General features: G+C 59.5%; 17 protein-coding genes and 1 tRNA gene. 13 read left to right on the forward strand and 5 right to left on the reverse strand.

Translation table 11 applies throughout. The features are described from left to right. Positions 1–8: 8 nt before the first annotated feature. The gene (locus H2O65_RS00795) at positions 9–1,154 is read right to left on the reverse strand and encodes a PLP-dependent aspartate aminotransferase family protein (RefSeq protein WP_182141738.1); all 1,146 of its coding nucleotides are present in this window, start codon (positions 1,152–1,154) and stop codon (positions 9–11) included. Positions 1,155–1,177: 23 nt separating this feature from the next. Next, positions 1,178–1,537 (reverse strand): DUF488 domain-containing protein, encoded by a 360-nt coding sequence (locus H2O65_RS00800; RefSeq protein ID WP_182141739.1) that lies wholly within the window; start codon positions 1,535–1,537, stop codon positions 1,178–1,180. A 23-nt stretch (positions 1,538–1,560) separates the two neighbouring features. Here H2O65_RS00800 and H2O65_RS00805 point away from each other — a divergent pair, with 23 nt between their 5' ends. The 12 genes from H2O65_RS00805 to H2O65_RS00860 all read left to right on the forward strand — a co-directional run bounded on the left by H2O65_RS00805 (position 1,561) and on the right by H2O65_RS00860 (position 14,834). Beyond that, complete coding sequence (locus H2O65_RS00805; protein ID WP_259349541.1) at positions 1,561–3,267, forward strand: methyltransferase; 1,707 nt, start codon at positions 1,561–1,563, stop codon at positions 3,265–3,267. A gap of 131 nt (positions 3,268–3,398) precedes the next feature. Further along, on the forward strand, positions 3,399–6,164 hold the full coding sequence (gene topA / locus H2O65_RS00810) for a type I DNA topoisomerase (RefSeq protein WP_182141740.1): 2,766 nt from the start codon (positions 3,399–3,401) through the stop codon (positions 6,162–6,164). Between the two features lie 2 nt (positions 6,165–6,166). After that, on the forward strand, positions 6,167–6,832 hold the full coding sequence (tmk, locus tag H2O65_RS00815; protein WP_182141741.1) for a dTMP kinase: 666 nt from the start codon (positions 6,167–6,169) through the stop codon (positions 6,830–6,832). Further along, positions 6,829–8,025, forward strand: a complete 1,197-nt coding sequence (locus H2O65_RS00820) for a DNA polymerase III subunit delta' (protein WP_182141742.1) — start codon at positions 6,829–6,831, stop codon at positions 8,023–8,025. The genes tmk and H2O65_RS00820 overlap by 4 nt, the downstream gene beginning before the upstream one ends. A gap of 57 nt (positions 8,026–8,082) precedes the next feature. Then, positions 8,083–9,720 (forward strand): alpha/beta hydrolase, encoded by a 1,638-nt coding sequence (locus H2O65_RS00825; RefSeq protein ID WP_182141743.1) that lies wholly within the window; start codon positions 8,083–8,085, stop codon positions 9,718–9,720. Between the two features lie 16 nt (positions 9,721–9,736). Continuing rightward, a complete protein-coding gene (locus tag H2O65_RS00830; RefSeq protein WP_182141744.1) occupies positions 9,737–10,684 on the forward strand; it encodes a ribokinase in 948 nt (315 codons plus the stop codon). 157 nt (positions 10,685–10,841) lie between these two features. Next, positions 10,842–10,917 (forward strand) — tRNA-Thr (locus tag H2O65_RS00835). Positions 10,918–11,255: 338 nt separating this feature from the next. Beyond that, positions 11,256–11,648, forward strand: coding sequence for an HsmA family protein (locus H2O65_RS00840; RefSeq protein WP_182141745.1), 393 nt, complete (start codon positions 11,256–11,258; stop codon positions 11,646–11,648). Positions 11,649–11,737: 89 nt separating this feature from the next. Continuing rightward, positions 11,738–12,928 (forward strand): sensor histidine kinase, encoded by a 1,191-nt coding sequence (locus tag H2O65_RS00845; RefSeq protein ID WP_182141746.1) that lies wholly within the window; start codon positions 11,738–11,740, stop codon positions 12,926–12,928. Beyond that, positions 12,925–13,560, forward strand: a complete 636-nt coding sequence (locus H2O65_RS00850; RefSeq protein ID WP_182141747.1) for a response regulator transcription factor — start codon at positions 12,925–12,927, stop codon at positions 13,558–13,560. Before H2O65_RS00845 ends, H2O65_RS00850 begins: the two co-directional genes overlap by 4 nt. Before the next feature lie 85 nt (positions 13,561–13,645). Beyond that, complete coding sequence (locus tag H2O65_RS00855; protein ID WP_182141748.1) at positions 13,646–14,080, forward strand: DUF2871 domain-containing protein; 435 nt, start codon at positions 13,646–13,648, stop codon at positions 14,078–14,080. Positions 14,081–14,192: 112 nt separating this feature from the next. Beyond that, on the forward strand, positions 14,193–14,834 hold the full coding sequence (locus H2O65_RS00860) for a hypothetical protein (protein ID WP_182141749.1): 642 nt from the start codon (positions 14,193–14,195) through the stop codon (positions 14,832–14,834). A gap of 64 nt (positions 14,835–14,898) precedes the next feature. On the opposite strand, the gene H2O65_RS00865 is transcribed toward H2O65_RS00860, so the two are convergent. Further along, on the reverse strand, positions 14,899–16,590 hold the full coding sequence (locus H2O65_RS00865; RefSeq protein ID WP_182141750.1) for a phosphoenolpyruvate--protein phosphotransferase: 1,692 nt from the start codon (positions 16,588–16,590) through the stop codon (positions 14,899–14,901). Between the two features lie 178 nt (positions 16,591–16,768). Here H2O65_RS00865 and H2O65_RS00870 point away from each other — a divergent pair, with 178 nt between their 5' ends. Then, positions 16,769–17,026: an HPr family phosphocarrier protein gene (locus H2O65_RS00870; RefSeq protein WP_182141751.1), complete on the forward strand. Its 258-nt coding sequence runs from the start codon at positions 16,769–16,771 to the stop codon at positions 17,024–17,026. Positions 17,027–17,132: 106 nt separating this feature from the next. Here H2O65_RS00870 and nagE read toward each other — a convergent pair whose 3' ends face one another. Both nagE and H2O65_RS00880 read right to left on the reverse strand, forming a co-directional pair. After that, positions 17,133–19,079, reverse strand: coding sequence for an N-acetylglucosamine-specific PTS transporter subunit IIBC (gene nagE, locus H2O65_RS00875; protein WP_182141752.1), 1,947 nt, complete (start codon positions 19,077–19,079; stop codon positions 17,133–17,135). A gap of 411 nt (positions 19,080–19,490) precedes the next feature. Then, on the reverse strand, positions 19,491–22,370 hold the full coding sequence (locus tag H2O65_RS00880) for an FAD-binding and (Fe-S)-binding domain-containing protein (protein ID WP_182141753.1): 2,880 nt from the start codon (positions 22,368–22,370) through the stop codon (positions 19,491–19,493). Positions 22,371–22,416: the final 46 nt, after the last annotated feature.

A 22,416-nucleotide genomic window follows, 5' to 3' on the forward strand; every position in this document is an offset into this window, starting at 1 on the left:
CACACCCCCTAGCGGGCTTGGCTCGCTTCAAGCGCCTGGGCGATATCTTCCCAAACGTCGTCCACGTCCTCAATGCCGATACTGAGACGTACCAGGGACTCGGGAACCCTGTCGGGTTCGGAGGGGTGACGCCTGCGCCTCTCCGCAAGAGATTCCACACCGCCCAGGCTGGTGGCAGGCACGATCAACTCTAGAGCTTCTACAAAGCGGTCTGCGCGTTGGGGTCCGCCCTCGAGCTCAATGGAGATGATGGCGCCGAATCCAGACAGCTGGTCTTTAGCGCGCTGATGGTTGGGATCAGATGGCAATCCAGGGTAACGAACCCGCGTGATGTCTTCATGGCCTAGGAGTCGGCGTGCCAGAATCCCTGCCGACTCTTCAGATCTGTCCAATCGAAGTGCCAGGGTTCGTAGTCCTCGCAGGGTCAGCCACGCTTCAAACTGGCCCGGAATGCCACCGCGAAGGCTCCGTCGGGCGTGAAGGGTCTTCCTCAACTCGGGGTCTTTGGTGACAGTGAGTCCCAAGATTACGTCCGAGTGTCCAGCGATGAACTTGGTTGCGGAATGTACGACGACATCCGCGCCAACACGTAGTGGCTGCTGGCGTAAGGGAGTGCTGAACGTATTGTCAACTGCGACAAGCAGGCCTCGATCGTGAGCCGCCGCAATCAAGGTGGGAAGCTCCGCTATCTCGAGGAGGGGGTTCGAGGGAGACTCAATCCAAAACAGGTCGGCGCCATCCATGGCTGCGATGGTTGCTTCTGTGTCGATCGGATCAGCTTCACGCAGCTGTAGCTTTCCATCTGCGGAAAGGGCTCGGGCTAGGGCGATTGTTCCGTTATAGGAGGCGGTGGGAATGACGAGGACGCCACCGCCTGGAACCAAATCGAAGACTGCGGATACTGCAGCGAGCCCCGATGCATAAGCCAGACCCGCTGTCGGCGAACCCTCCAACTGTCCGATAGCGTCCTCAAGCGGTTCCCAAGCCGCATTTGAGAAGCGTGCGTAGACCCGATTCTCCGCTGTCACGTAGCCGCTTCCGACAAACGTGGAGGACATCGCGATGGGAGGATTCACAGCTGCGCCGTCCACGCGGGGAGGGCGTCCTAGAGAAACGACTCTGGTTGCTGATTTGCTGGAGGAGAAGGTGCTCATGCCTCGAGGCTACCCGTAGAGGACTACGAAGACAGGATTTTCTGGAGTACGGATGCTTCCGAAATGTCAACTGCTTTGGAAGCAGTCAGAAGAGTGAGGGTGCCATCCTGGGACATCTCTTGCAGCTTGGCTAGTTCCTCTGCCTGGGGTGACTCTTTCAGCTCGCTCTTGTACTTGCTGGTGAACTCCTCGAACTTGGCCGGATCGTGGTCGTACCATTTCCGCAGCTCGGTCGAGGGCGCCACGTCCTTCGCCCACAGGGTCAGGTTGGCTCTCTCCTTGCTTATGCCGCGCGGCCACAGACGGTCAACCAGGACTCGCGCGCCGTCCGAAGGTGATGGCTCCTCATAGATACGCTTCACTTGAACGTGGACACCGCTCATGGCCGACCCCTAACTCACGCGATATGACACGCGTCATACCTAGCGTAACCCTCAGGTTCGCGATTGACGAGGTCGGAGTTGGCTCCAGAAATGTCGGAGGGCTGTGGCAGGGTGGACCCAAGGTAGAAATGGAGGAAGCGATGGGACAGTTGAACATGGAGCCGGTACTCATGGCCGCATTGCGCAGCGATCTCTTAGCGGCGGATTGGACCGTTGACGTTGTGGAAGGGCTGCTGTCCCCCATGGCGCTGGCAGCGATGGATAGGGACCAGCTTGTGCCGGCAGCCCTTGAGATGCGCAATCAGACCTCACCGGCAGCGGTGTTGACGATGGTTTTCGTCCTCGCGCAACCAGTGAGAGCAGGTTCTTTCGCCTACGCCATGCCCGCTCTTGGAGTTGACGGCGCGGTATCCCTGGGGATTATCGCAACCGAGGGTCGTGAAGGTGAGGTGTGGTGCAATGCTGTATTAGACCTGCGCCCCCACACTGCCGCGATCCCCGTCGGGGGCGTGATTGAACGCCACCAATGGTGGGTGGCATCGGACCTCTCACAGGCCCAAACGGGCCGCCCCCCACGGGAGGACTATGTGCTTGGGATAGCGTCGGCCTCGACGAACCTCTTGCGACTGACGATGCGGGACCCTGTGGAGTCTGCCCTTGATATGGGGTGTGGGTGTGGAATTCTTGCCCTATACCTTTCCACTCATGCGCAGAAGGTTGTGGCCACGGACATCTCAGAGCGGGCTTGCGACTTCACGCGTTTCAATGCTGCATTGAATCAGGTGGATATTGATGTTCGGCAAGGGTCACTTTTTGATCCCGTTGTCGGCCAATCTTTCGATCTGATCACCTCAAATCCACCTTTCGTAATCACACCGGAAGCGGTGCGGGCGCGGACAAACCTTGAGTACCGCGATGGGGGAATGGTTCGTGACAACTTGATTCCGCTCATCATTGAACAGGCAGTGGCACACCTGGCACCTGGTGGGTGCCTACAAATGTTGGCCAACTGGGAGGTGGGCAGTGACACGAAGTGGTGGCAGCGAAGACCAACCAGGTGGGTAGAGGATGCAACCGCAACCCTGGTAGCAGACGGTGTGGAGGTAGACGCCTGGGTGGTTCAACGCGATCTGGTTGATGTTGCCCAGTATGCGGAGTGGTGGATGCGCGACCAGTGGGGGGACAACGTAGAGAGGGGTGTGTGGAACGCAGAGTACACGGAGTGGATCCGTGACTTTGCCAAGGCGGGTACCGGGTATGTTGGGCTCGGATTCATCGCCGTGCGGTTACGGAGAAGAAAAGATGACGTAGAGATGGTTAGCGGGGACCTTACGGTAGTGGCGGAATATCTACCAGAAGGTGAACCTGCGGATGGGAACGCCGTGAAGACTGCTCTCAACAATCTTCGTACCCCGCGGGACTGGAAGAATGCAACCTTTCTGCGCCGAAGTGACGTCAGGGAAGCGCGCTACTATGTTCCGGGCCAGCCCGATCCGGAGTTGGTGAGGATCACGCAGGGCTGTCCCGGCGGCCGGGACCGGTCCGTCAGTTCGGTCGTTGCAGCACTCGTTGGTGTCTCAGATGGGGAGCTAACCCCGGCCCAGGTCATTCCTGCGATCGCCGCACTCCTCGGACGGGAAGAGAGTGAAGTGTCGCTAGAACTTGAGGAAGCAGTGCCTGAACTCCTGCGCTCCGGCGTTCTGGAAGAGGCTCCGTCCCCAGAACACTGAGCTGGGAAGTATCCACATGTCGGCGGGCGCGCTTGACCTGGCTGGGTACCACCGTTATATGGTCAGCTCTGATAGCTATCAAAACCAAATGTGCCGGGCACTGCTCAGCAGGAAGTCTAGGGAAGCAAAAATTGAAGCTTGTAATCGTAGAGTCACCGGCTAAGGCCCAGACGATTCGCGGATACCTGGGGGATGACTACCAGGTGGAAGCATCGGTTGGTCATGTCCGTGACCTTCCCACGCCCTCGGCGCTCCCAAAGACCATGAAAAATGGCCCCTACTCGAAGTTCGCCGTTGATGTAGAGGGCGGGTTTAAGCCCTATTACCAGGTGCACACCGACAAGAAGAAGAGGGTGGCCGAACTTCGCAAAGCCCTCAAAGATGCAGACGAACTCTATCTGGCAACTGATGAGGACCGCGAGGGTGAGGCCATCGCCTGGCACCTCTATGAAGTACTCAAGCCCAAGGTTCCCGTGAAACGGATGGTGTTCCACGAAATCACCAAGGACGCGATCCAGGGGGCTCTGGCCAACACCCGTGACATTGACCGCGACCTAGTAGACGCCCAAGAGACCCGGCGTGTCCTTGACAGGCTCTTCGGATACGAGGTGTCGCCGGTCTTATGGCGTAAGGTTGCCCCTTCGCTGTCAGCCGGTCGCGTGCAATCGGTTGCCACCAGGCTGGTTGTCGATCGGGAACAAGAGCGAATGGCTCACGTAAGCGCCGAATACTGGTCGCTTGCCGCCACGGTGATTCCCACGGACGCGCACGGCGATGCAGACCGGTCGTTTGCGGTCAAGGTCAACACTCTCGATGGTGCTCCCATTGCTGGCGGGGCAGATTTTGGCCCAGACGGGAAGCTGACCGACAAGGCCACCACAGCGGGAACAATAGTCCTGGATTCTCCGGTCGCTCAGGGTGTCGCCGCCGCAATGAATGACGCGCGCGGAACTGTGTCAGCGGTGACGCAGAAGCCCTATCGCAGGCGCCCCGCAGCACCCTTCACGACCTCGACCCTCCAACAGGACGCATCCAGGAAGCTGAAGTGGAATGCCTCAACCACCATGCGCGTCGCCCAAACGTTGTACGAGGGCGGGTATATCACGTACATGCGAACTGACTCCACGAACCTGTCGGGCCAGGCGCTCTCAGCCGCGCGCAAAGTCGCGGTAGACAGGTACGGAGCTGCCAGTGTCCCTGAAAAGCCACGTTTCTATGCGAAAAAGCAGAAGGGTGCTCAGGAGGCACATGAGGCAATCCGTCCATCAGGTGACCACTTCCGCTCCCCGGAATCCCTCACGGGAGCACTTTCCGCCCAGCAGGTTGCACTCTATCGGCTGATCTTCCAGCGCACTGTTGCCTCGCAGATGGTTGATGCAGTTGGCTTTACCGCCACGGTAAAGGTTGATATTGACCTGACCGACTCTGCCGCTGGGTTCAACGTTGCGTCGGCCTCCACATCGGGCACCGTAATCACAGATCCGGGCTTCCAGCAGCTGTACCGGGAGAGCAAGGATAAGGGTGGCCCCAGTTCAAAATCTGGCGGGAAGGTTGAGGAACAGGATCTTCCCCAGGTTGCAGAAGGGGATGGCGTCACCGTTGCAGAAGCCGCTGCTGAAGACCATCACACAACTCCCCCCGGGCGTTACACGGAAGCGACCCTGGTCAAAGCCATGGAAGACTTGGGGATTGGCCGTCCCTCGACATATGCGGCAACAATCCAGACAATCGGAGACCGTGGGTACATAACCCACCGCGGCCAATACCTGGTCCCCACCTGGCTGGCCTTCTCGGTGACCAGGTTGCTTGTAGAGAACCTTGCGGAGCTTGTTGACTACCAGTTCACCGCCGCCATGGAGGCCGACCTCGACCGAATAGCCGCCGGTGAAACAAAAGGTACAGAGTGGCTGCATGACTTCTACTTCGGCCTGGTTGAAGCGCAGGCACGGGATGCAGAGGACCAGGCGGAGAAGTCTGAGAACCCGGTGGCCACCTACGGGTTGAAGCACACTGTTGAGAACTTGGGAGAGATTGATGCTCGCCGCGTGAACTCCGTGGATGTCGCTCCCGGGGTGGTTCTGCGCAGTGGAAGGTACGGGCCCTACCTGCAGCACGAGGACGGGCGGCGCTGTTCAGTTCCCCCCACCGTCGCTCCGGATGAAATGACTCCGCAGCTGGCAGAAGAACTCTTGCTGGCCGCTGCCTCTGACGGGCGTGAGCTTGGCGTGCATCCGCAGACCGGTCACATGCTGGTCGTCAAGAATGGCCGGTTTGGACCCTACATCACCGAAGTGTTGCCCGAGGTCGAAGGCGAGACGGCAAAGGCAGCGAAATCCAAGACTGCTGTAAAGCCCAAGACAGCCAGCCTGTTCTCTTCAATGGACATCGCAACTGTGACACTCGAAGACGCCCTCAAGCTGATGTCACTTCCGCGTGAAGTCGGCAAAGATCCTGAGACAAGCGAGGTCATCACGGCCCAGAGCGGCCCCTATGGCCCCTACCTGAAGAGAGGACGCGATACGCGGCCACTTCCAAGTGAAGAGGCGCTGCTGACGGTCACCTTGGAAGAGGCGTTGCAGCTGTATGCACAGCCCAAGACCCGACGTGGGGCTGGTGCAGTAAAGACCGCGCTGCGTGAGTTCGGCGCAGATCCGGTGACAGGACGCCCCGTTGTGGTTAAGGACGGAAGATTCGGTCCGTATGTGACTGACGGACAAACAAACGCCACGGTGCCGCGCTCGGAGACGGTTGAGGGACTGACCGAAGAGCGCGCATACACGCTGCTTGCTGACCGCCGTGACAAGGCGCCTGCTCAGAAGAAAACACCCGCGCGGAAAACGACTGCACGTAGGGCTCCGGCTCGTAAGACCACGGCGCGCAAGTCATCAGGAAAGTAGTCGTGAATCTTGACGCGCTAGCCGAACTCCTCAAGAGCCGGGAGGGCACCGGCCTTTTCATCTCGTTTGAGGGCGGTGATGGATGTGGAAAGTCAACCCAGGTCCGGATGCTTGCTGAGGCGTTGGAGAAGCGCGGCGTTGATGTTCTTGCGTCCCGGGAACCCGGTGGGACGACGCTTGGTCAACAACTGCGCAACCACATTCAGCACGGGCCAGATGATGTTGACCCACGTACTGAGGCGCTGTTGTATGCGGCAGATCGCGCCTACCATGCGGCGACTCTGCTCCGTCCCGCACTTGCCAGGGGTGCCACGATCCTGGAGGACCGCTACATAGACTCTTCTGTTGCCTACCAGGGTGCGGCGCGCGACCTAGGTGCTGAAGAGATTCGCTCGCTGTCACAATGGGCTACGGAAGGGCTTGAGCCCGATGTGACCCTGCTGTTTGATATTGATTCCACCCGGGGCTTGGCGCGTGTAGCAGCCACCGGTGAGAGCCTGGACCGCCTAGAGCGGGCGGGAAGCCAGTTTCACGCCCGGGTCCGCGAAGAGTATCTACGGATTGCAGCCCAGTTCCCGGAACGTTTCATTGTTATTGACGCTGCTGCGCCGATAGAAACGGTATTCGAGGACGTCGTGGACTCACTTTTGGGGAGGCTGGAACGGTGACTGTCTGGGAGACGATGATCGGACAGCTGGCAGCGGTGTCCACTTTGACCCGAGCCGCCGCCGAGGGACGAGGGGTGGTCAGTGGTGAAGTCTCCGTCCAGCGGGTTCTCTCCCACGCGTGGCTCATCACGGGTCCCCCGGGATCGGGACGCTCCATCGCAGCCAAATGCTTGGCGGCGAGCCTGCAGTGCACGGGTGAGCCGGTTGGGTGTGGTCAGTGCGAAGGGTGTCGCACAACCATGGCTGGAAACAATGCTGACGTGCGGGTCTACGCAACGGATGCGTCAAATTACGCCCTCCGTGTTGTCAAGGATGTGTGGTTGGAGCACGCCTATCGAGCCCCCGAGCATGGTCGCTGGCGGGTGACAATCATCGAGGATGCCGACCGTCTTCGGGAAGACAGCTCGAATGCGCTGCTTAAGGCGATAGAGGAGCCTCCGGAACGTGGCATCTGGATCCTCTGCGCGCCAACGCCCGGTGAAGTCCTGCGTACTATCCGCTCCCGGTGCCGCGAACTTGCCCTGCGCACCCCCGATGTGGCGGAGGTTGCCAAATATCTTGTGGAAACGGACGCAGTCTCACTTGAGGATGCCACTAGAGCCGCAACGATCGCCCAGTCTCATGTCGGCTTTGCAAGAGGCATCCTCAGAAACCCTGCTCTAAGAGATGACTTCCGCTCTGTTTTCTCCCTTCCCCTGCACGCAAAAACTTCGGGTCAGGCTGTTTTGATTGCCGGCCGCATGCATGATGCCCTGAAGGAAATAGCCAAGCAACGCACCGAGCAGGCTGATGCCCGGGCACGAAAAGAGTTGTTTGAGGTCTTGGGGCTCACCGAGGGGCGCCCGGTTCCCCCGGCCCTACGCAAGCAGGTCAAAGAACTGGAAGAAGATGAGACGCGTCGCGCCCGCCGCGCCCTCGCCGACGCCATTGACCGCGCGCTCACAGACTTGCTGGGTTTCTACAGGGATGTTCTGAACTTGCAGTTGGGGGCGGGAACAGGACTGGTCAACGTTGACATGGTCAGTCAGATTGAAGATGTTGCTGCATCCAGCACGGCTGAAACGACCATGGAGCGGGTGGGTGCTATCGAGTTGGCAAGGTCCCGCAACCAGAGCACGGCCGCACCGCTTTTGCTTTTGGAAGCCATGGTTATCACGCTTGCGAACCCCGTAGAGACCAGGCCTGAAGTGTGAGGGTTGTCTTGGCAATCGAGGGCGCGGCAGCGCCAATACACCTGCGACGATTGGATGATGTTGGACTCTGACCCTACTTCCCGTTCCCGGCCACTAACCCAAAGATCGGGTCTGCGCCTCTTGGCTTCAGCCTCGGCATTTGCACTGCTACTCGCGGGGTGTGCGTCGCCGACTCCGACCGCAAATCGGGGTGAGCAGATGGTGGATCCAGAGCCGTTGACCAGTCAGGCGCCCGCAGGATTTGAGTCATACTATGGCCAGACGATTGACTGGAGTGAGTGCGAGGCCGGACAGGTCACCCCCGCATTGATGGCGGCACCTGAGGACTTGGACTATTACCAGTGTGGAACGCTTGATGCGCCGATGAACTGGGATGATCCGGACAGTGAACCCATTGAGTTGGCAGTGGCGCGCTACCTCGGCGCCCCGGAAGATGGGGAGCGTCCCCCACTGTTTTACAACCTGGGAGGTCCCGGTGGTGGAGCCGTGGAATCCCTCAGCGCAGTTGTCGCCAACATCGTCACCGATCAGGTTGCTCAGGCCTACAACATTGTTGCCCTCGACCCCCGCGGAGTGGGGGCGTCCTCGCCCATCTGGTGCATGACTGATGAGGAAAGGGACGCGGATAACGCGCGCGACGTCGATGTTGCGGACATGAGTCTTGATGAGCGGGTCGCGTGGAATGACGCTGAAATCGCAACGATTGGCAACCAGTGTTTGGAACGCAACGGAGAGATTCTCGGCTTCGTTGACTCTGACTCAGCAGCCCGGGACTTCGATATGACGCGGGCGGTACTGGGCGCTGAGACCATGGACTACCTGGGCTTCTCATACGGGACCTTGCTTGGCGCAATCTACGCGGACCTATTCCCGGACCATGTTGGCAGGTTCGTCCTTGATGGCGTCCTCGACCCCGCAATGAACCTCAATGAGGTGTCAGCAGCGCAGATAGCAGGCATGGAAGCGTCTCTTTACAACTGGATCGAAACCTGCGTTACAGGGAAGAACTGCCCGCTCGGCAGCACGCTTGAAGAAGGCAAAGAAACCATGGTGAAGTTCTTCGAGGACGTTGCCGCGTCACCACTTCCAACTGCCGATCCGCAGCGCCCTCTCACAGAAGGGCTGGCCAGCACCGCCGTCATTGGGACACTGTATTCCACGGACAGCTACCAGCTACTCACGCAGGCAATGGCCCAGGCACTGGAGGGTGACGGGTCAATGCTGTTGTTCCTAGCTGACTACTTCAACGACCGTGGTGAAGACGGGGTGTTCATGTCAAATCAGTCGGATGCCTTCCTGGCCGTCAATATGCTGGACTATGAGCCTGTCGGAACCCCGGAGCAGTGGGAGGCAGAAGCCCAGCAGATCGCGGCGGCTAACCCCATCCTTGGCGCAGACTATGGGTTTGCTTCCGCTGGGATCTCCCAGTGGCCCGTAGAGTCACGCGCGCCACGACGGTCGATCCAAGCACAGGACGCACCGGAAATGCTGCTGATTGGCACCACCCACGATCCGGCAACACCGTTCGTGATGGCGGAGAACCTCCACAAGGAAATCCCCAACACCACGCTTCTGACAGTCGAGGGATGGAATCATACTGCTTACAGCGCTAGCGCGTCCTCGTGCGTCATAGGTGCAGTTGACCGCTTCCTGCTTAACGGGGAGTTGCCAAAGGACGGGACAGTCTGCGACTAGTCCGTAAAGGGAGAACATGATAGATATACCCTCTAAGATCGCAGCGGTTACGCCGCTGGATGGTTCCGTGGTCGTCGTTGGTTCTGCAAATGCGGACTTGACGGTGCGTGTGGCTGCAATGCCGCAGCCGGGGCAGACGATTCACGGTGGCCCACTCACGACGCTTCCCGGTGGGAAATCAGCCAATCAGGCTGCTGCTGCGGCGCTTCTTGGTGCACCCACCGCTTTTGTCGGCGCTGTCGGCATGGATGACAACGGGGATTTCCTCGCGGCATCCCTGGATGCCTGTGGTGTGGATACCGGCAACTTGCACCGCGTCAAGGTGGCGACATCCTGCGCGATAATCACCGTGGACGCCCGCGCTGAGAACATGATTGTGGTTACCGAAGGTGCGAATAACCAGGTTGATGACGAGATCTTGGATGCGGCTCGCGATGCGTTGACTAGCGCGAAGGCAGTCGGCCTGGCACTGGAGATCCCCATTGAAACGGTCATCGCCGCCGCCCAGATGGCGCATGAGGCAGGGGCGGTCGTTGTTTTCAACCCTTCGCCGATGCCAAGTTCGATTCCTCAGGAGCTTCTGGCGAATACGGACGTCCTCGTCATCAACGAGGGCGAGATGAGAGCAATGATTGGCGATATTGCGGGGGACTGGTACTTCGCAGAAGAACGTCTCAAGGCGCTTGGTGTGGGAAGTGCAGTCGTAACAGTCGGTCCTCGGGGAGCCGTGGTCTTGGATCGCGGGGCAACGCTGGTGCCAGTGGTTGAGGTGGAGGTGGTGGACACCACCGGATGCGGCGATTCCTTCACGGGCGCGCTGATGGCGGCCCTAGCGTCCGGGAGGGATCTCGTGGCGGCTGCAGAGTTCGCCTCGGTAGTCGCTTCGTATGCCTCGATGGGGTTCGGCGCGCAGGCTTCGTATGGCACGTTGGAACAGATACAGGCGGCATTCATCAATGGTTAGGTTCGTGGGTGACCAGCTGGTTTTGTGGACTGTGCCCCAAGACGGCCTAGTGGTGCGGACGTGGGGTCTGGTTTAGATATACTGATCCGCGGATCTCAAAGCCTGAAGCCACAAGCCGAAGGCGTCAGAGATCTCTCGGGGCCACCGCCCCGGGAACGCCGCCTTAGCTCAGTCGGTAGAGCGTCTCACTCGTAATGAGAAGGTCAAGGGTTCGATTCCCTTAGGCGGCTCCAAGAATGGTGACCGGGACTTAGCGAGCCGGATAGGCTTGCATAACGGTGTGATTTCAGGTCTTACTGAGCCTAGTCGGCTCCCTGTCAGACTGCAGGGTGTCAGCATTTGACCGCGGGGTATCAACCTAGATCCAACATACGTGTTTTACGAACCTGTGGCCTGCCAACCAGACGCATTGTGTCTGGCACGCACAATCCGCAATTCAAACTTTCGGTTGATGTGCAAGCGGGAGGCGGTTGCAAGAGTTGAGTCGTGGGGGCGAGCCAAACTTCGCGGCTCAAGAACCTCACGCAGACGCCTCAGGCCTTGAACCGCCACGCAAACCGAAAGGACTTCCATGTTCATCCTGTCAATCGTTCTCATCACCGTGGCCCTGGTCTTCTACACCATTGGGGTGTGGAGCGAGCGGATCCAGGGGGAGCTGAAATGGTGGCAGGTTGGAGCCTTTGCGCTTGGTTTCGCAGCTGACACCAGCGGCACGCTTCTGATGTCCGCTATCGCCAAGAGCGATGGTCCAAGCGGCCTTGAGGGAAGCCCAATCCTGGCGCAACTGATGGCTGTGTCCGGCGTGGTCGCCCTCGTCCTAATGGGCCTTCATCTCGCCTGGGCTGTTGTGGTGATGATCCGCAACAGGCCTGCCGAAAAGAAGAGTTTCCACAAGTTCAGCCTGGTTGTCTGGACGATTTGGCTGGTCCCATACTTCACGGGAGCCATTGCCGCGATGGCATAGTGACACAGTCGCGTAGCATGAAGGCTCACGCGGCGGAAGGGCCGTCGTGGCGGCAACCGGAGGACCAGCATCGAGGCGGGAGGAACGGAATGACTGTCGTTCCCAGGGCTCTAAGGTGGGCCGTCACCGCCCTGATGGTGCTACTGGTTGGCGTTGCGGTCGCTGGATCAGCTGCGGTAAACCAAGTGATCATCGGGGCAACACTCGGGGCCATCTTTCTTACCATCTACCTGGGCGGCGCCGTCTATGCGGTCAATGTGCACGGATCCGCAGGCGTTCCGGTTGGGCAGCGCCGCGACCACCGGGCTGCCATCGCGTGGGTGTTGGCCCTCACTCTGCTCTGGGTAGGTCTACTGATCGTCAGCGACAGTGCAATGTGGCTGGCGTTTCCCCTCATCCTTCTCCAAGTTGGGGTGCTGGTTGCCGCGTGGGGTGCGGTGGTTGCCGTGTGCACCATGGTCCTTACGACAGCCGTGTCCGTGTCTCGACTCTCTCCCGGGGACTCCTTCGTCGGCCCAGTCTTAGGGCCGATGCTCGGTGGCCTAATCGCCATTGTTTTCATGTGGGGCATCATGACGATTACCAGGGAGTCTCACGCTCGCAAGCAGGCGCTTGAGGAACTCCAGAAGACGCGTGTTGAACTTGCACATGCTGAGGAAGATCGCGTCCTCGTTCGCGAACGTCACCGCTTGGCCGGCGAACTACACGACACGGTGTCACAGGGGCTGTCTGCAACAGCCATGCTGCTTCGCGCTGCTCAGAGTTCCCCGGATCCCAACGTCTGCGACGCGCTGGTGGCACAGGCGTTGGCGGCCACCGAAGCGAACCTCACTGAGGCTCGTCGCATCACGACTGCGTTGACACCCGCGGAGCTCTCTTCTGCGCGGCTCCCTCTCGCACTGCGCGCCTTGGTGGAGCAACCCATTGACGACGATCTCGAAGTTGACGTACAGATTGGCGCAGGCAGGTTCGATCTTCCCCTCATGCAAGAAGCCGCCCTCCTGCGTGTCGCCCAATCAGCGCTGTGGAACGTGCGGGAGCACGCTGGAGCAAACCACGTTGTGATTCGCTTGGAAGAGAGTCCCGAAGTCATCACGCTCGAGGTGGCAGATGACGGACACGGGTTCCTCAACGAACAGTCGGCAGAGGTGGGTCGCGGACTTGGAATTCCGACCATGACTGCCCGGGTCGAAGCGGTCGGGGGTCGCCTCATCGCTACCAGTTCAGGAGAAGGAACCACAGTGACAGCGCGGATCCCAAAGGATGAGGTTTCCCAATGAAAGTAGTGATTGTTGACGATCACCCTGTGATGAGGGCGGGGCTGCGCGCAGTCTTGGGGACCTCGGGAGACATTGAAGTGGTCCGCGAGTTCGAGCGCCCCGAGGACGTCATTCCCTGGGTTCAAGCACACGAAGTCGACCTCGTCCTCATGGACCTGCGGTTTGGGAGAGCCACGCACGAATCAAAGGTCATGGACGGGACGGACGGCGTCCGGGCGATACGCCAGAACGACGGACCGCCGGTGCTGATCGTCACCACATACGGTTCGGACCCGGAGGTCCTGGGCGCTCTGGCAGCAGGGGCGGTTGGCTACGTGCTCAAGGACTCGAGTACAGATGAGCTGCTCACTGCCATCCGTGCTGGTGTCCATGGTGATCGTTTCCTTGGGACAGGGGTACGAGGGCGGATGGACAGCCATGATTCTGCGGGTTCCCTTGCCTTGACCTCCAGGGAACTCGACGTGCTGCGCCAAGTCGCCCTCGGTCAAACAAACGCAGAGATTGCCGAGGCCCTCTTTGTTTCTGAGGCCACGGTGAAGACACACTTGAACCGCACATTCGACAAATTAGGTGTGCGGTCGAGGACGGCTGCGGTTGCTCGGGCACGCACCGAAGGCATTCTGGAGGAGTGAGTTCAACCTTTCGGTTGATGTGCCACGCAGAGGATCGCGAGACGATCTGAGTAGAAGTTATGCACTGAGTAAAAAGGAGAAACAAATGCGAGCAACAGCGACACGACTATCTTTCTGGGCCGCCTCGGTTTACCTGGCGCTAGGCCTACTGTCAGGTCTGTTTACCCGCGAGTTCACGAGGGGTGGGGAGTTTGAGAGCTTCTCCTCCACACAACTCGGCACCACCCACACCCACATGCTGGTGCTGGGCTTCATCATGATGCTGATTGTCCTGCTGCTTGACCGAACCCTTGGATTGACCTCGAAGCTGTTTGTGTGGTTCTTCTGGATCTACAACCTGGGTGTAATGGTGACTTGGGGTGCCATGATGACACGTGGCATCTCAACCGTTCAGGGTGGCGACCTCGGTGCCGCCCTGTCAGGCATCGCCGGCCTGGGGCACATCCTGCTTTCCATCGCCCTCGTCATGCTGATGGTGTTGGTGGGCAAGCGAATCACTGCTTCAGACAAGGCGGCGTAGTTCTCTCTGCACGCCGTGTCACATTAGGGAAAGAGGGACTCACACAGCAGCTATCATTGCCGCAGGTGAAGTGAATTTGCTTCCCGGGTTTGCAACAGATTGAAGGATCCCCATGGCATTCAAGTTCTCTCCCGAGACGAAGCGCAGTGTCTTGATCGTCGTTGCAGCGGGCCTAATCATCGCACTCGCGTCTGGAACCTGGGCCATGTTCGGGCAGATCTTCGGAGACAAGGACGCTTCTTCCACCACTGCCAGCGAGGTGGGACTTGCGACACCGGAGGGACCTGTCCCAGCGGAAGTCACAGAATGGTTCATGGATGACCTCGGTAATCTTGGCCAACCGTTCCCGGAGGGGGCAGGAACCCCGGAGGTTCCTGATCTCCTGCCGCAGGTGAAGGGGTCGAAGTTCATCAGCGGTGACAAGACGTCCATCACGATCGAGATCCCGGAAAACTATGTTGACCCAGAGGCCGAGGACGGTGTGATGACGTACGCGGTCTACCGCCGTGGTGACATTTCGGTTCTGGAGGCACTGTTGTGGCGCTGTGATTGGGCGGAGGCGTACATTGATGCTGAGACCGCTGACGACGCCGCGGGCGCCGCTACAGCTCGCGGGCACATCGAAGGGTTCTCAGAGCTACAGGCAGTCCAGGGACTGCCTGTTGCCAGGCAGAACGAGGAGGAGATGGCTCCCGTCCTCGACGGAGACACGGACTCCGCTCGCGGGTGGCTGAAGGAGAAGTGCGGCAGATAGCAAACTGCCTCCGCCTGGTTGCGCCGAGTTCGATCGGTACTTCCAGAGGGAGGCAGCTGACTGTCTACGCCATTCCCAGCGCCGACCTGGCAAGAGAGCGCGCTTCTCTTGAGTCCCGTGCACCACGCACAGCCTGCGCGGCTTCACGGCACTGAGCCATGGTGACGTGGGCTAGGGTCGCGCCAACCGAGGAGATCGCGTTGGTGGCCATCGACAGAGAAGTGATGCCCATACCGATGAGGACGCAAGCAAGCGTTGGGTCCGCAGCTGCTTCACCACAAACACCTGCTGGCTTTGACTGCTCCTGACCAGCTGCGGCTGTCCAAGCAATCAGTTCCAGTACCGCTGGCTGCCATGGGTCCGTGTACTCGGCAAGGTGGGGGGACATACGGTCCGCAGCCATTGTGTATTGGGTGAGGTCGTTTGTTCCAATAGAAACAAAATCTACGATGCTGAGGAACTTGGTGATGAGGATGACCGCGGCGGGAACCTCAATCATGATGCCCGGCTTCAGGCCGCGCTCACGGCATAGTGCCGCAAACCATTCTGCTTCGGGGATGGTGGAGATCATCGGAGCCATGACCCAAGCAGCTGTGCCCGGAGACTCCTTTGCCGCCTCGGCAATTGCGTCCAGCTGATGGAGCATCAGCTCTGGGTCTTGACCCGTGACGCGGATGCCACGGACCCCGAGGGCGGGGTTGAACTCTTCCGTTAGCGTGGCGAATGGGACGGGCTTGTCGGAGCCTGCATCGAGGGTGCGCACAACTACCTTCCCCTCGGGGAAAGCCTGGAAGACGGCAAGGTAGTCTTTCTTCTGCTCTTCAACAGTCGGTTCTTTTGGCGTGTCGAGGAACAGCAGCTCGGTACGGAAGAGGCCGATGCCCTCTGCTTCGCTTGCTGAAGCCTTGAGGGCGGTGGCACCGTCTTGGACATTTGCCAGCAATTGAACGGGCATCCCGTCCTTGGTTCTTGCGGGGCCGCGCCAAGCACGAATGCGCTCCAAACGGACTTGGTCTTCTGCAACGAGTTTGCGAGCCTCGTCAGCGTCTGCCCCAAGGGTGACGGTGCCTGCTGTAGCGTCGACAAGGACGTCTGCCCCATCGGGCACCTCAGCCAAGTGGCGGGCGGCGACGATACAGGGAATGCCCAGCTGGCGGGCAATGATGGAGGTGTGCGATGTGGGGCCACCGCCCTCCGTCACAATCGCCACGTAGTCTTTCGGATCCATTCCGGCGGTATCGGCAGGGGAGAGGTCATCCCCCATGACGACTACCGGGTAGGGAAGTCGGGGAATGCCAGGCTCGGGAAGTCCTTGCAGGCGCGCGACAATTCGGTCACGAACGTCACGAAGATCGGTCGTGCGTTCCGCCATGAGGGGCCCGGCCTTCTCGAACATCTCGACGAATGTAGCCGTGGCAGCCATGGTTGCCTGAACGGGTGGGGTGCCGGCGTTGATTCCCTTCTTCACCATGCGCAGGTAGCCGCGGTCAGTGGCAAGTCCGGCCGTCATGTCGAGCACTTCCTTGGCGCTTCCGGAGGCGCTTGCAGCCCTGGCTTTGAGACCTTCAGCCACGGCCTTGGATGCCGTCTCGAAGTCAGATATCGCAGCTTCCCTCTGATCCTCTGGCAGCTCAGGTGCTGTTGCCGGTGGCAGGGGAGGACGTCGGGTCCAGGCCGCTGGCGCGTAGGCTATGCCATCCACCACAGGCGTCCCGTGCAGGACAGTCTTCTCATCGTCAGTTTTTGTAGTGGCCACTGTGCCCCCTCTGTCTTACCGCTTAGCAATGCATGCGGGTGTTTATAACCAAACTTAGTTCATCGTCGAACCCTGTGAGCAAGAACATGGCTAGAATAGCAGAGCGGCTCCCCGGTAAGTCGGGGTACATCGAGGTGTGGAAGCACCGTTATTTTGAACACTTCTGAAGGAGAAACTAATGGCCAAGCGCGTTGTTATCGTCGGTTCCAAGGTTGGGCTCCACGCCCGTCCTGCTGCCCTTGTAGCTGAAGCTGCCGGCAAGTATGACGATGAAGTTCTTTTGAGCGTAGATGGTGAAGATCCCGTTGATGCTTCATCCTCAATGATGATTATGACTCTTGGTGCAGAGCACGGCGCGGAAGTCACTGTTGAATCCGACAATGAGGCAGCGGTGGAAGAGATCGCGAACCTTGTTGCTCAGGACCTAGACGCCTGAGATAAGACAGAGAAGGCCCCCGGATCGGTTGAGATCCGGGGGCCTTCTCTGTGCTGTTCGGTGTGGGGCCGGTTGGCCCCACACCCTAAGCCCGCAAACTTACGGCCTAGATGAACTCGATGACAGCATTCTTGTTGTTCGTGACAACGACCGGGGTGACGGTCGGGTGACCGGCAGCCTTGATCTTGGCAATGTCGAACTTCAAGAGCGGGGTGCCTGCGGTGACGCGGGCGCCCTTCTGCGTGAGGATCTGGAACCCTTCACCCTTCATCTCAACGGTGTCGAGGCCGACGTGAATCAGCAGCTCTTCGCCACCATCAAGAACCAGTGCCACAGCATGACCGGTCTTGAAGACCATCGCTACTGTGCCGTCGGCGGGAGCAACTACGGTACCCACCGAAGGTTCGATCGCTACGCCTGCACCCAGCATTCCTTCAGCGAAGGTCTTGTCTGGGACAGTGTCGAGGGCAACGACAGTTCCGGGAACCGGCTGACGAAGCTTCAGCGTGACAGCAGCGGGAGCAGCAACCATGAGATCGCCATCGACTAGGCGACCGTCAGCAGCTGCAGCCTGTGTCTGCGCCAGGTTGTCAGGAACCTCAAGGTTGGAATCGATGATGGTCTCCATCGCGTCCTTGACGAACTGGACGTTGAGGCCATAGATGACCTGAACGCTGTGTGCGCCAGCCTTGATGACACCAGAGGCGCCAGCCTGCTTCAGAGCGGCCTCGTTCACCTGAGAAGGATCAACGATTTCCATACGCAAGCGGGTTGCACAGTTATCCAACTCAGAGATGTTCTCCTTGCCACCAAGTGCCTGGATGAAACGGTGACCCGTCATAAGGTAGCCCTCATCCGTGTTAGGGGCGGATGCTGCACCTGAGGTGAACTCTTCAACATCATCATCTTCACGACCAGGGGTCTTCATGTTCCAGCGAGTGATCGCGAAGCGGAAGACCAGGAAATAGATCGCGAACCAGCCGAGGCCCATCAGTGGGAGAGCCCATGGGTTCAGAGCCATTGGGTTCGTCCAGTTGAGGACCAGGTCAATGAAGCCCGCGGAGAACCCGAAGCCCATACGTACAGGAAGCATCGCGGTGATCGCCAGCGAAATGCCGGTGAACAGAGCGTGGATGACGTACAGGGCCGGAGCGACGAACATGAAGGAGAACTCAAGAGGTTCGGTGACACCAACGAAGAATGCCGAAACCGAAGCGGCCAGCAGGATACCGTAAGCGGCCTGCTTGCGGCTGGGCTTAGCGGTCACGTACATCGCGAGCGCTGCACCCGGGAGGCCGAACATCATGATCGGGAAGAAGCCTGCCATGAATACGCCAGTCTCACCAAGTACACCGGTACCGGAAAGGAAGTTGTTGAGGTCGTTGATACCTGCAACGTCGAACCAGAACACGGAGTTCAGTGCGTGGTGTAGGCCCAGCGGAATCAGCAGACGGTTGAAGAAGCCGTAGATGCCGGCGCCAAGTGGGCCGAGGCCGACGATTGCTTCGCCGAAGGTCACGAGTCCGCCGTAAACGAACGGCCAAACGAAGAACAGAACGATCGCTACAACGATGGAAATGGCTGCAGCCATGATCGATACGGAGCGACGGCCGGAGAAGAATGACAGAGCGTCAGGCAGCTTCGTGCCCTTGAACCGGTCATAGCACCAGGCGCCAATAAGGCCGGCAATGATACCGACGAAGACGTTCTGGACCTTGCCGAATGCGGGGTTAACGGCATCAACTTCAATGCCTAGGTACCCTGCAACCGCGCCCGGTGCCAGAAGTGTGGTGATGGTCAGCCACGAAACTAAACCGGCAAGTGCGGAAGTACCGTCGGACTTGCTGGCCATACCAATAGAAATACCGATTGCGAACAGAATCGGCATGTTGTCAAGAAGTGCGCCACCCGCAGCGCCGAGGAAAACCCCGGCAATGTTGTCGCCACCTACCGCTGTCGCAATCCAGTAGGAAATACCCATGAGGATTGCCGCAATCGGCAGAACGGAGACTGGGAGCATCATCGACTTGCCCAGTCTTTGCATGAATTTCATTTTAAGGAGATCCCCCTCGCTAGTACTGTCTACTAGCTTTCACCAGGCAGTCAGCATTTTTGCGCGGCCAACGTCAACCACACGGCCGCAACAATACCGCACAGGTGCTTGCACGAAAGGTAGAACTCTCCAACAAGAGTTCTCACGATCCACGTCAAGAAACTGCACATTTGTGCAACGAGTTAAGAATCCGTGCAAATTTGCGCGATCGACGCTGCACAGAAGTTCTGCCTTCTCGGTGTGAAAAATCCACAAACCGCGTGTTTTCCTAGTTTGTCAGACAAATCTGCAAATGCGTCGCTCGTGCGGCTCGAGAATGCCTCTTCCTAAGGGTGCACCTTCTACCTCAGTCGAGCCGAATGCTCTCGGATGGGACGCGCGGCCGGTAAGGCGAATATCACGGTGTTTTCCTCAAGAAATATGCGCTTTCAACAGCAAACTTGGCAGCGCCATGCCCTCGACATCCGCCAGTTGTTGAACCTGCGTGCGACAAGAGTATCCGTCCGCGAGGTAGATGCTGCCCGGAGCCGCCTGTGCCAGTGTCGGCAGGAGTTCGTTGTTCGCCACCGCTACAGACACATCGTAGTGCCCCTTCTCCATACCAAAGTTGCCTGCAAGGCCGCAGCACCCGGAAACCGGAGTTACCTCGGCACCCAACCTGCGCAACAAGGTCAGGTCCCTTTCGTACCCCATCACTGCGTGTTGGTGACAATGGGGCTGAGCGACAATCTTTGCTCCCTCTAATGAGCACTCTTCGAACCAAGAAGGCTCGGGGCCCAGGTCCGGGTCGCCCAGCAACTCTGCCAACGTCATAGTCATTGACGAGACCGCCGCGCTTCTGGGGTCGTCGGGCAGAAGCTCTTCAAGGTCCGACCTGAGGACAGCAGTGCATGAAGGCTCAACACCGATGATGGGAACTCCCGCCTCAGCGGCTGGCCCCAATATGTCCAAGAGGCGTCGAAGATGACGCTTCGCTCCATCCAACTGCCCGGTAGAGATCCACGTCAGCCCACAGCATGCCTGCGACGAAGGGATGCGTACGGTGTATCCCGCACCCTGCAAGACCTCTACCATCGCCTCCGCCGCAGTTGGGTCCAGGTACTCACTGAAAGAATCTGCCCAGAGGATGACATTCTTTACGGGTGCGGGCGATCCTGGCGCCCGTCGTGAAGGCTCGTTCTTCTTGAACCATCTGGAGAAGCGCCGATTTGTGAAGGCGGTCATCTGTCGACGCGTGTCCAGGCCAGCCACCGCAAAGACGGCTTTGCGTAGTGGCGTGATCTTGAGGGCGGTGTTGGCCAGTGTGGCCACCACGGGAACCATCGTAACAAGTCGTGCCCATCTGGGCAGCCACCCGAGGACGTAGTGGTTCATAGGGCGCAACCGCCCCTTGTACTTGCGGTACGTTGCCTCGGATTTGTACATCGACATATCGACACCGGCGGGACAATCCCGTCCGCAAGCTTTGCAGGAGAGGCACAGGTCCAGCGAATCCTCTACGGCAGCAGAGTCCCAGTCCAGAGCCCCGCGCGTCAGATCTTGCAGGACTCTTGCTCGCCCTCGGGTTACGTCCTTCTCATCCTTAGTGGCCTGGTAGGACGGACACATGAAACTACCGGTCGCGAAATTGTTCGCCCGACACTTACCAACGCCGACACAACGGTGTACGGCCGCCGTGAAGTCGCCCCCGTCCTCGCGGAACGAAAACCCCCGGCCCGGAATCGGTTTGGCGTGTGGCCTGCGCAGGGCCGAGGTGATCGGAGCGGGGTCAACCAACACGCCGGGGTTCAGTAGATTATCAGGGTCAAACAGCCCCTTGAACTGCTCAAACAGCTCAATGGCTTCCGAGGAGTACATGTGCGGTAGCAGTGCGCCGCGGGCGCGCCCGTCACCGTGTTCCCCGGAGATTGATCCCCCGTACCGGCCCACAAGCGCCGCCGCTTCTTCCATAAAGGCCTTGAAGACCGGGATGTCACCTTCTTCGCTGAGTGGCACATCCATCCGCACATGCACACATCCGTCGCCGAAATGCCCGTAGGGGAGCCCCTCGATCCCGTACTTTGCCATGAGCGCTTCAAAATCGGTTAGGTACGGGCCCAGATTGGCGGGTGGAACCGCGGCGTCTTCCCAGCCGGGCCAAGCCTGATTTCCCGCCGGTGTGCGTCCCGCCAGCCCCACGCCGTCCGCACGAATACGCCACAGCGATGCGGCTTCAGAAGCGTCCTCAACGACGCGGTGGTCAACGCAGGCGGATGCCGCTACCAGGTCGGCGGCCCGCTCGACCGCTGACCGTGGATCGCCCTCGTCCTCGCCAACCTCGCAGAACAACCATCCGTCACCGCCGGGCAACTCCGGTACGGTGCCGACTGCGCGGCGCACCACGTCGACCAGACGCGAATCCATGCCCTCCAACGCCAGTGGCTCCACTGGAAGCAGGTTCACAACGTCACTGGCCGCCGCCACCATCGTGGGGTAGCCGAGGACGACGAGGACGGGACGGGTGGGAAGTGGCTTGAGGGTCACGGTGGCCTCAACAACCGTTACACAAGTTCCCTCGCTTCCCACCAGGGCCTTTGCTAGATCGCTACCCTTCTCGGGAAGAAGATGCTCCAGGGAGTAGCCCGACTCCTGACGTGTGAAACGTCCAAGTTCAGTGCGCAGTAGAGACAGGTGCGTGGAGACGAGATCGGTAAGGCCCGGCACCTGGTCTAGGCCACGCCCAGCTATGAAACGACGTCCGCGCCCGTCAATAACGTCGAGGCTGACCGTGTTATCGGAGGTGCGTCCGTACGTCAGGGCGTGAGGACCACAAGCGTTGTTGCCGATCATGCCGCCCAGTGTGGCGCGGTTCTTGGTGGAGGGGTCGGGCCCGAACCAAAGACCAAACGGGGCGCAGGCCACCTGAAGGTCGGACATGATTACGCCCGGCTGGACCCGCGCGGTGCATGCCTCGGGGTTGATGTCGAGGATCTTGTTCATGTGGCGGGAAAAATCGATAACAAGACCGGGCCCGATGGCGTTACCGGCCACCGAGGTGCCTGCCCCGCGAGAGGTCACGGGGATTCCGGCTTTGCGCGCAATGGCGAGGACGTCCTCGACCTCGGACGCATTGCGGGGAAAAGCCACCGCGGCCGGTTGCACTCGGTAATTGGAGGCGTCGGAAGAGTACTCCACGCGACGCCGCAAGGTGTCATCGACCTCAATAACCTGGCGAAGAGCCTCGAGCGTTTCGGGGGGAAGAGCCGCAGACTCGCCCTCGGTCACAGAGTCAAGAACTGGCGCACCATCCATGGAGGTGATTGTCCCACAGTCGACGGCCCGGGTCGGGAGCTATCCC

Source organism: Schaalia sp. JY-X169 (assembly GCF_014069575.1).
In the GTDB taxonomy this organism is placed as follows: domain Bacteria; phylum Actinomycetota; class Actinomycetes; order Actinomycetales; family Actinomycetaceae; genus Scrofimicrobium.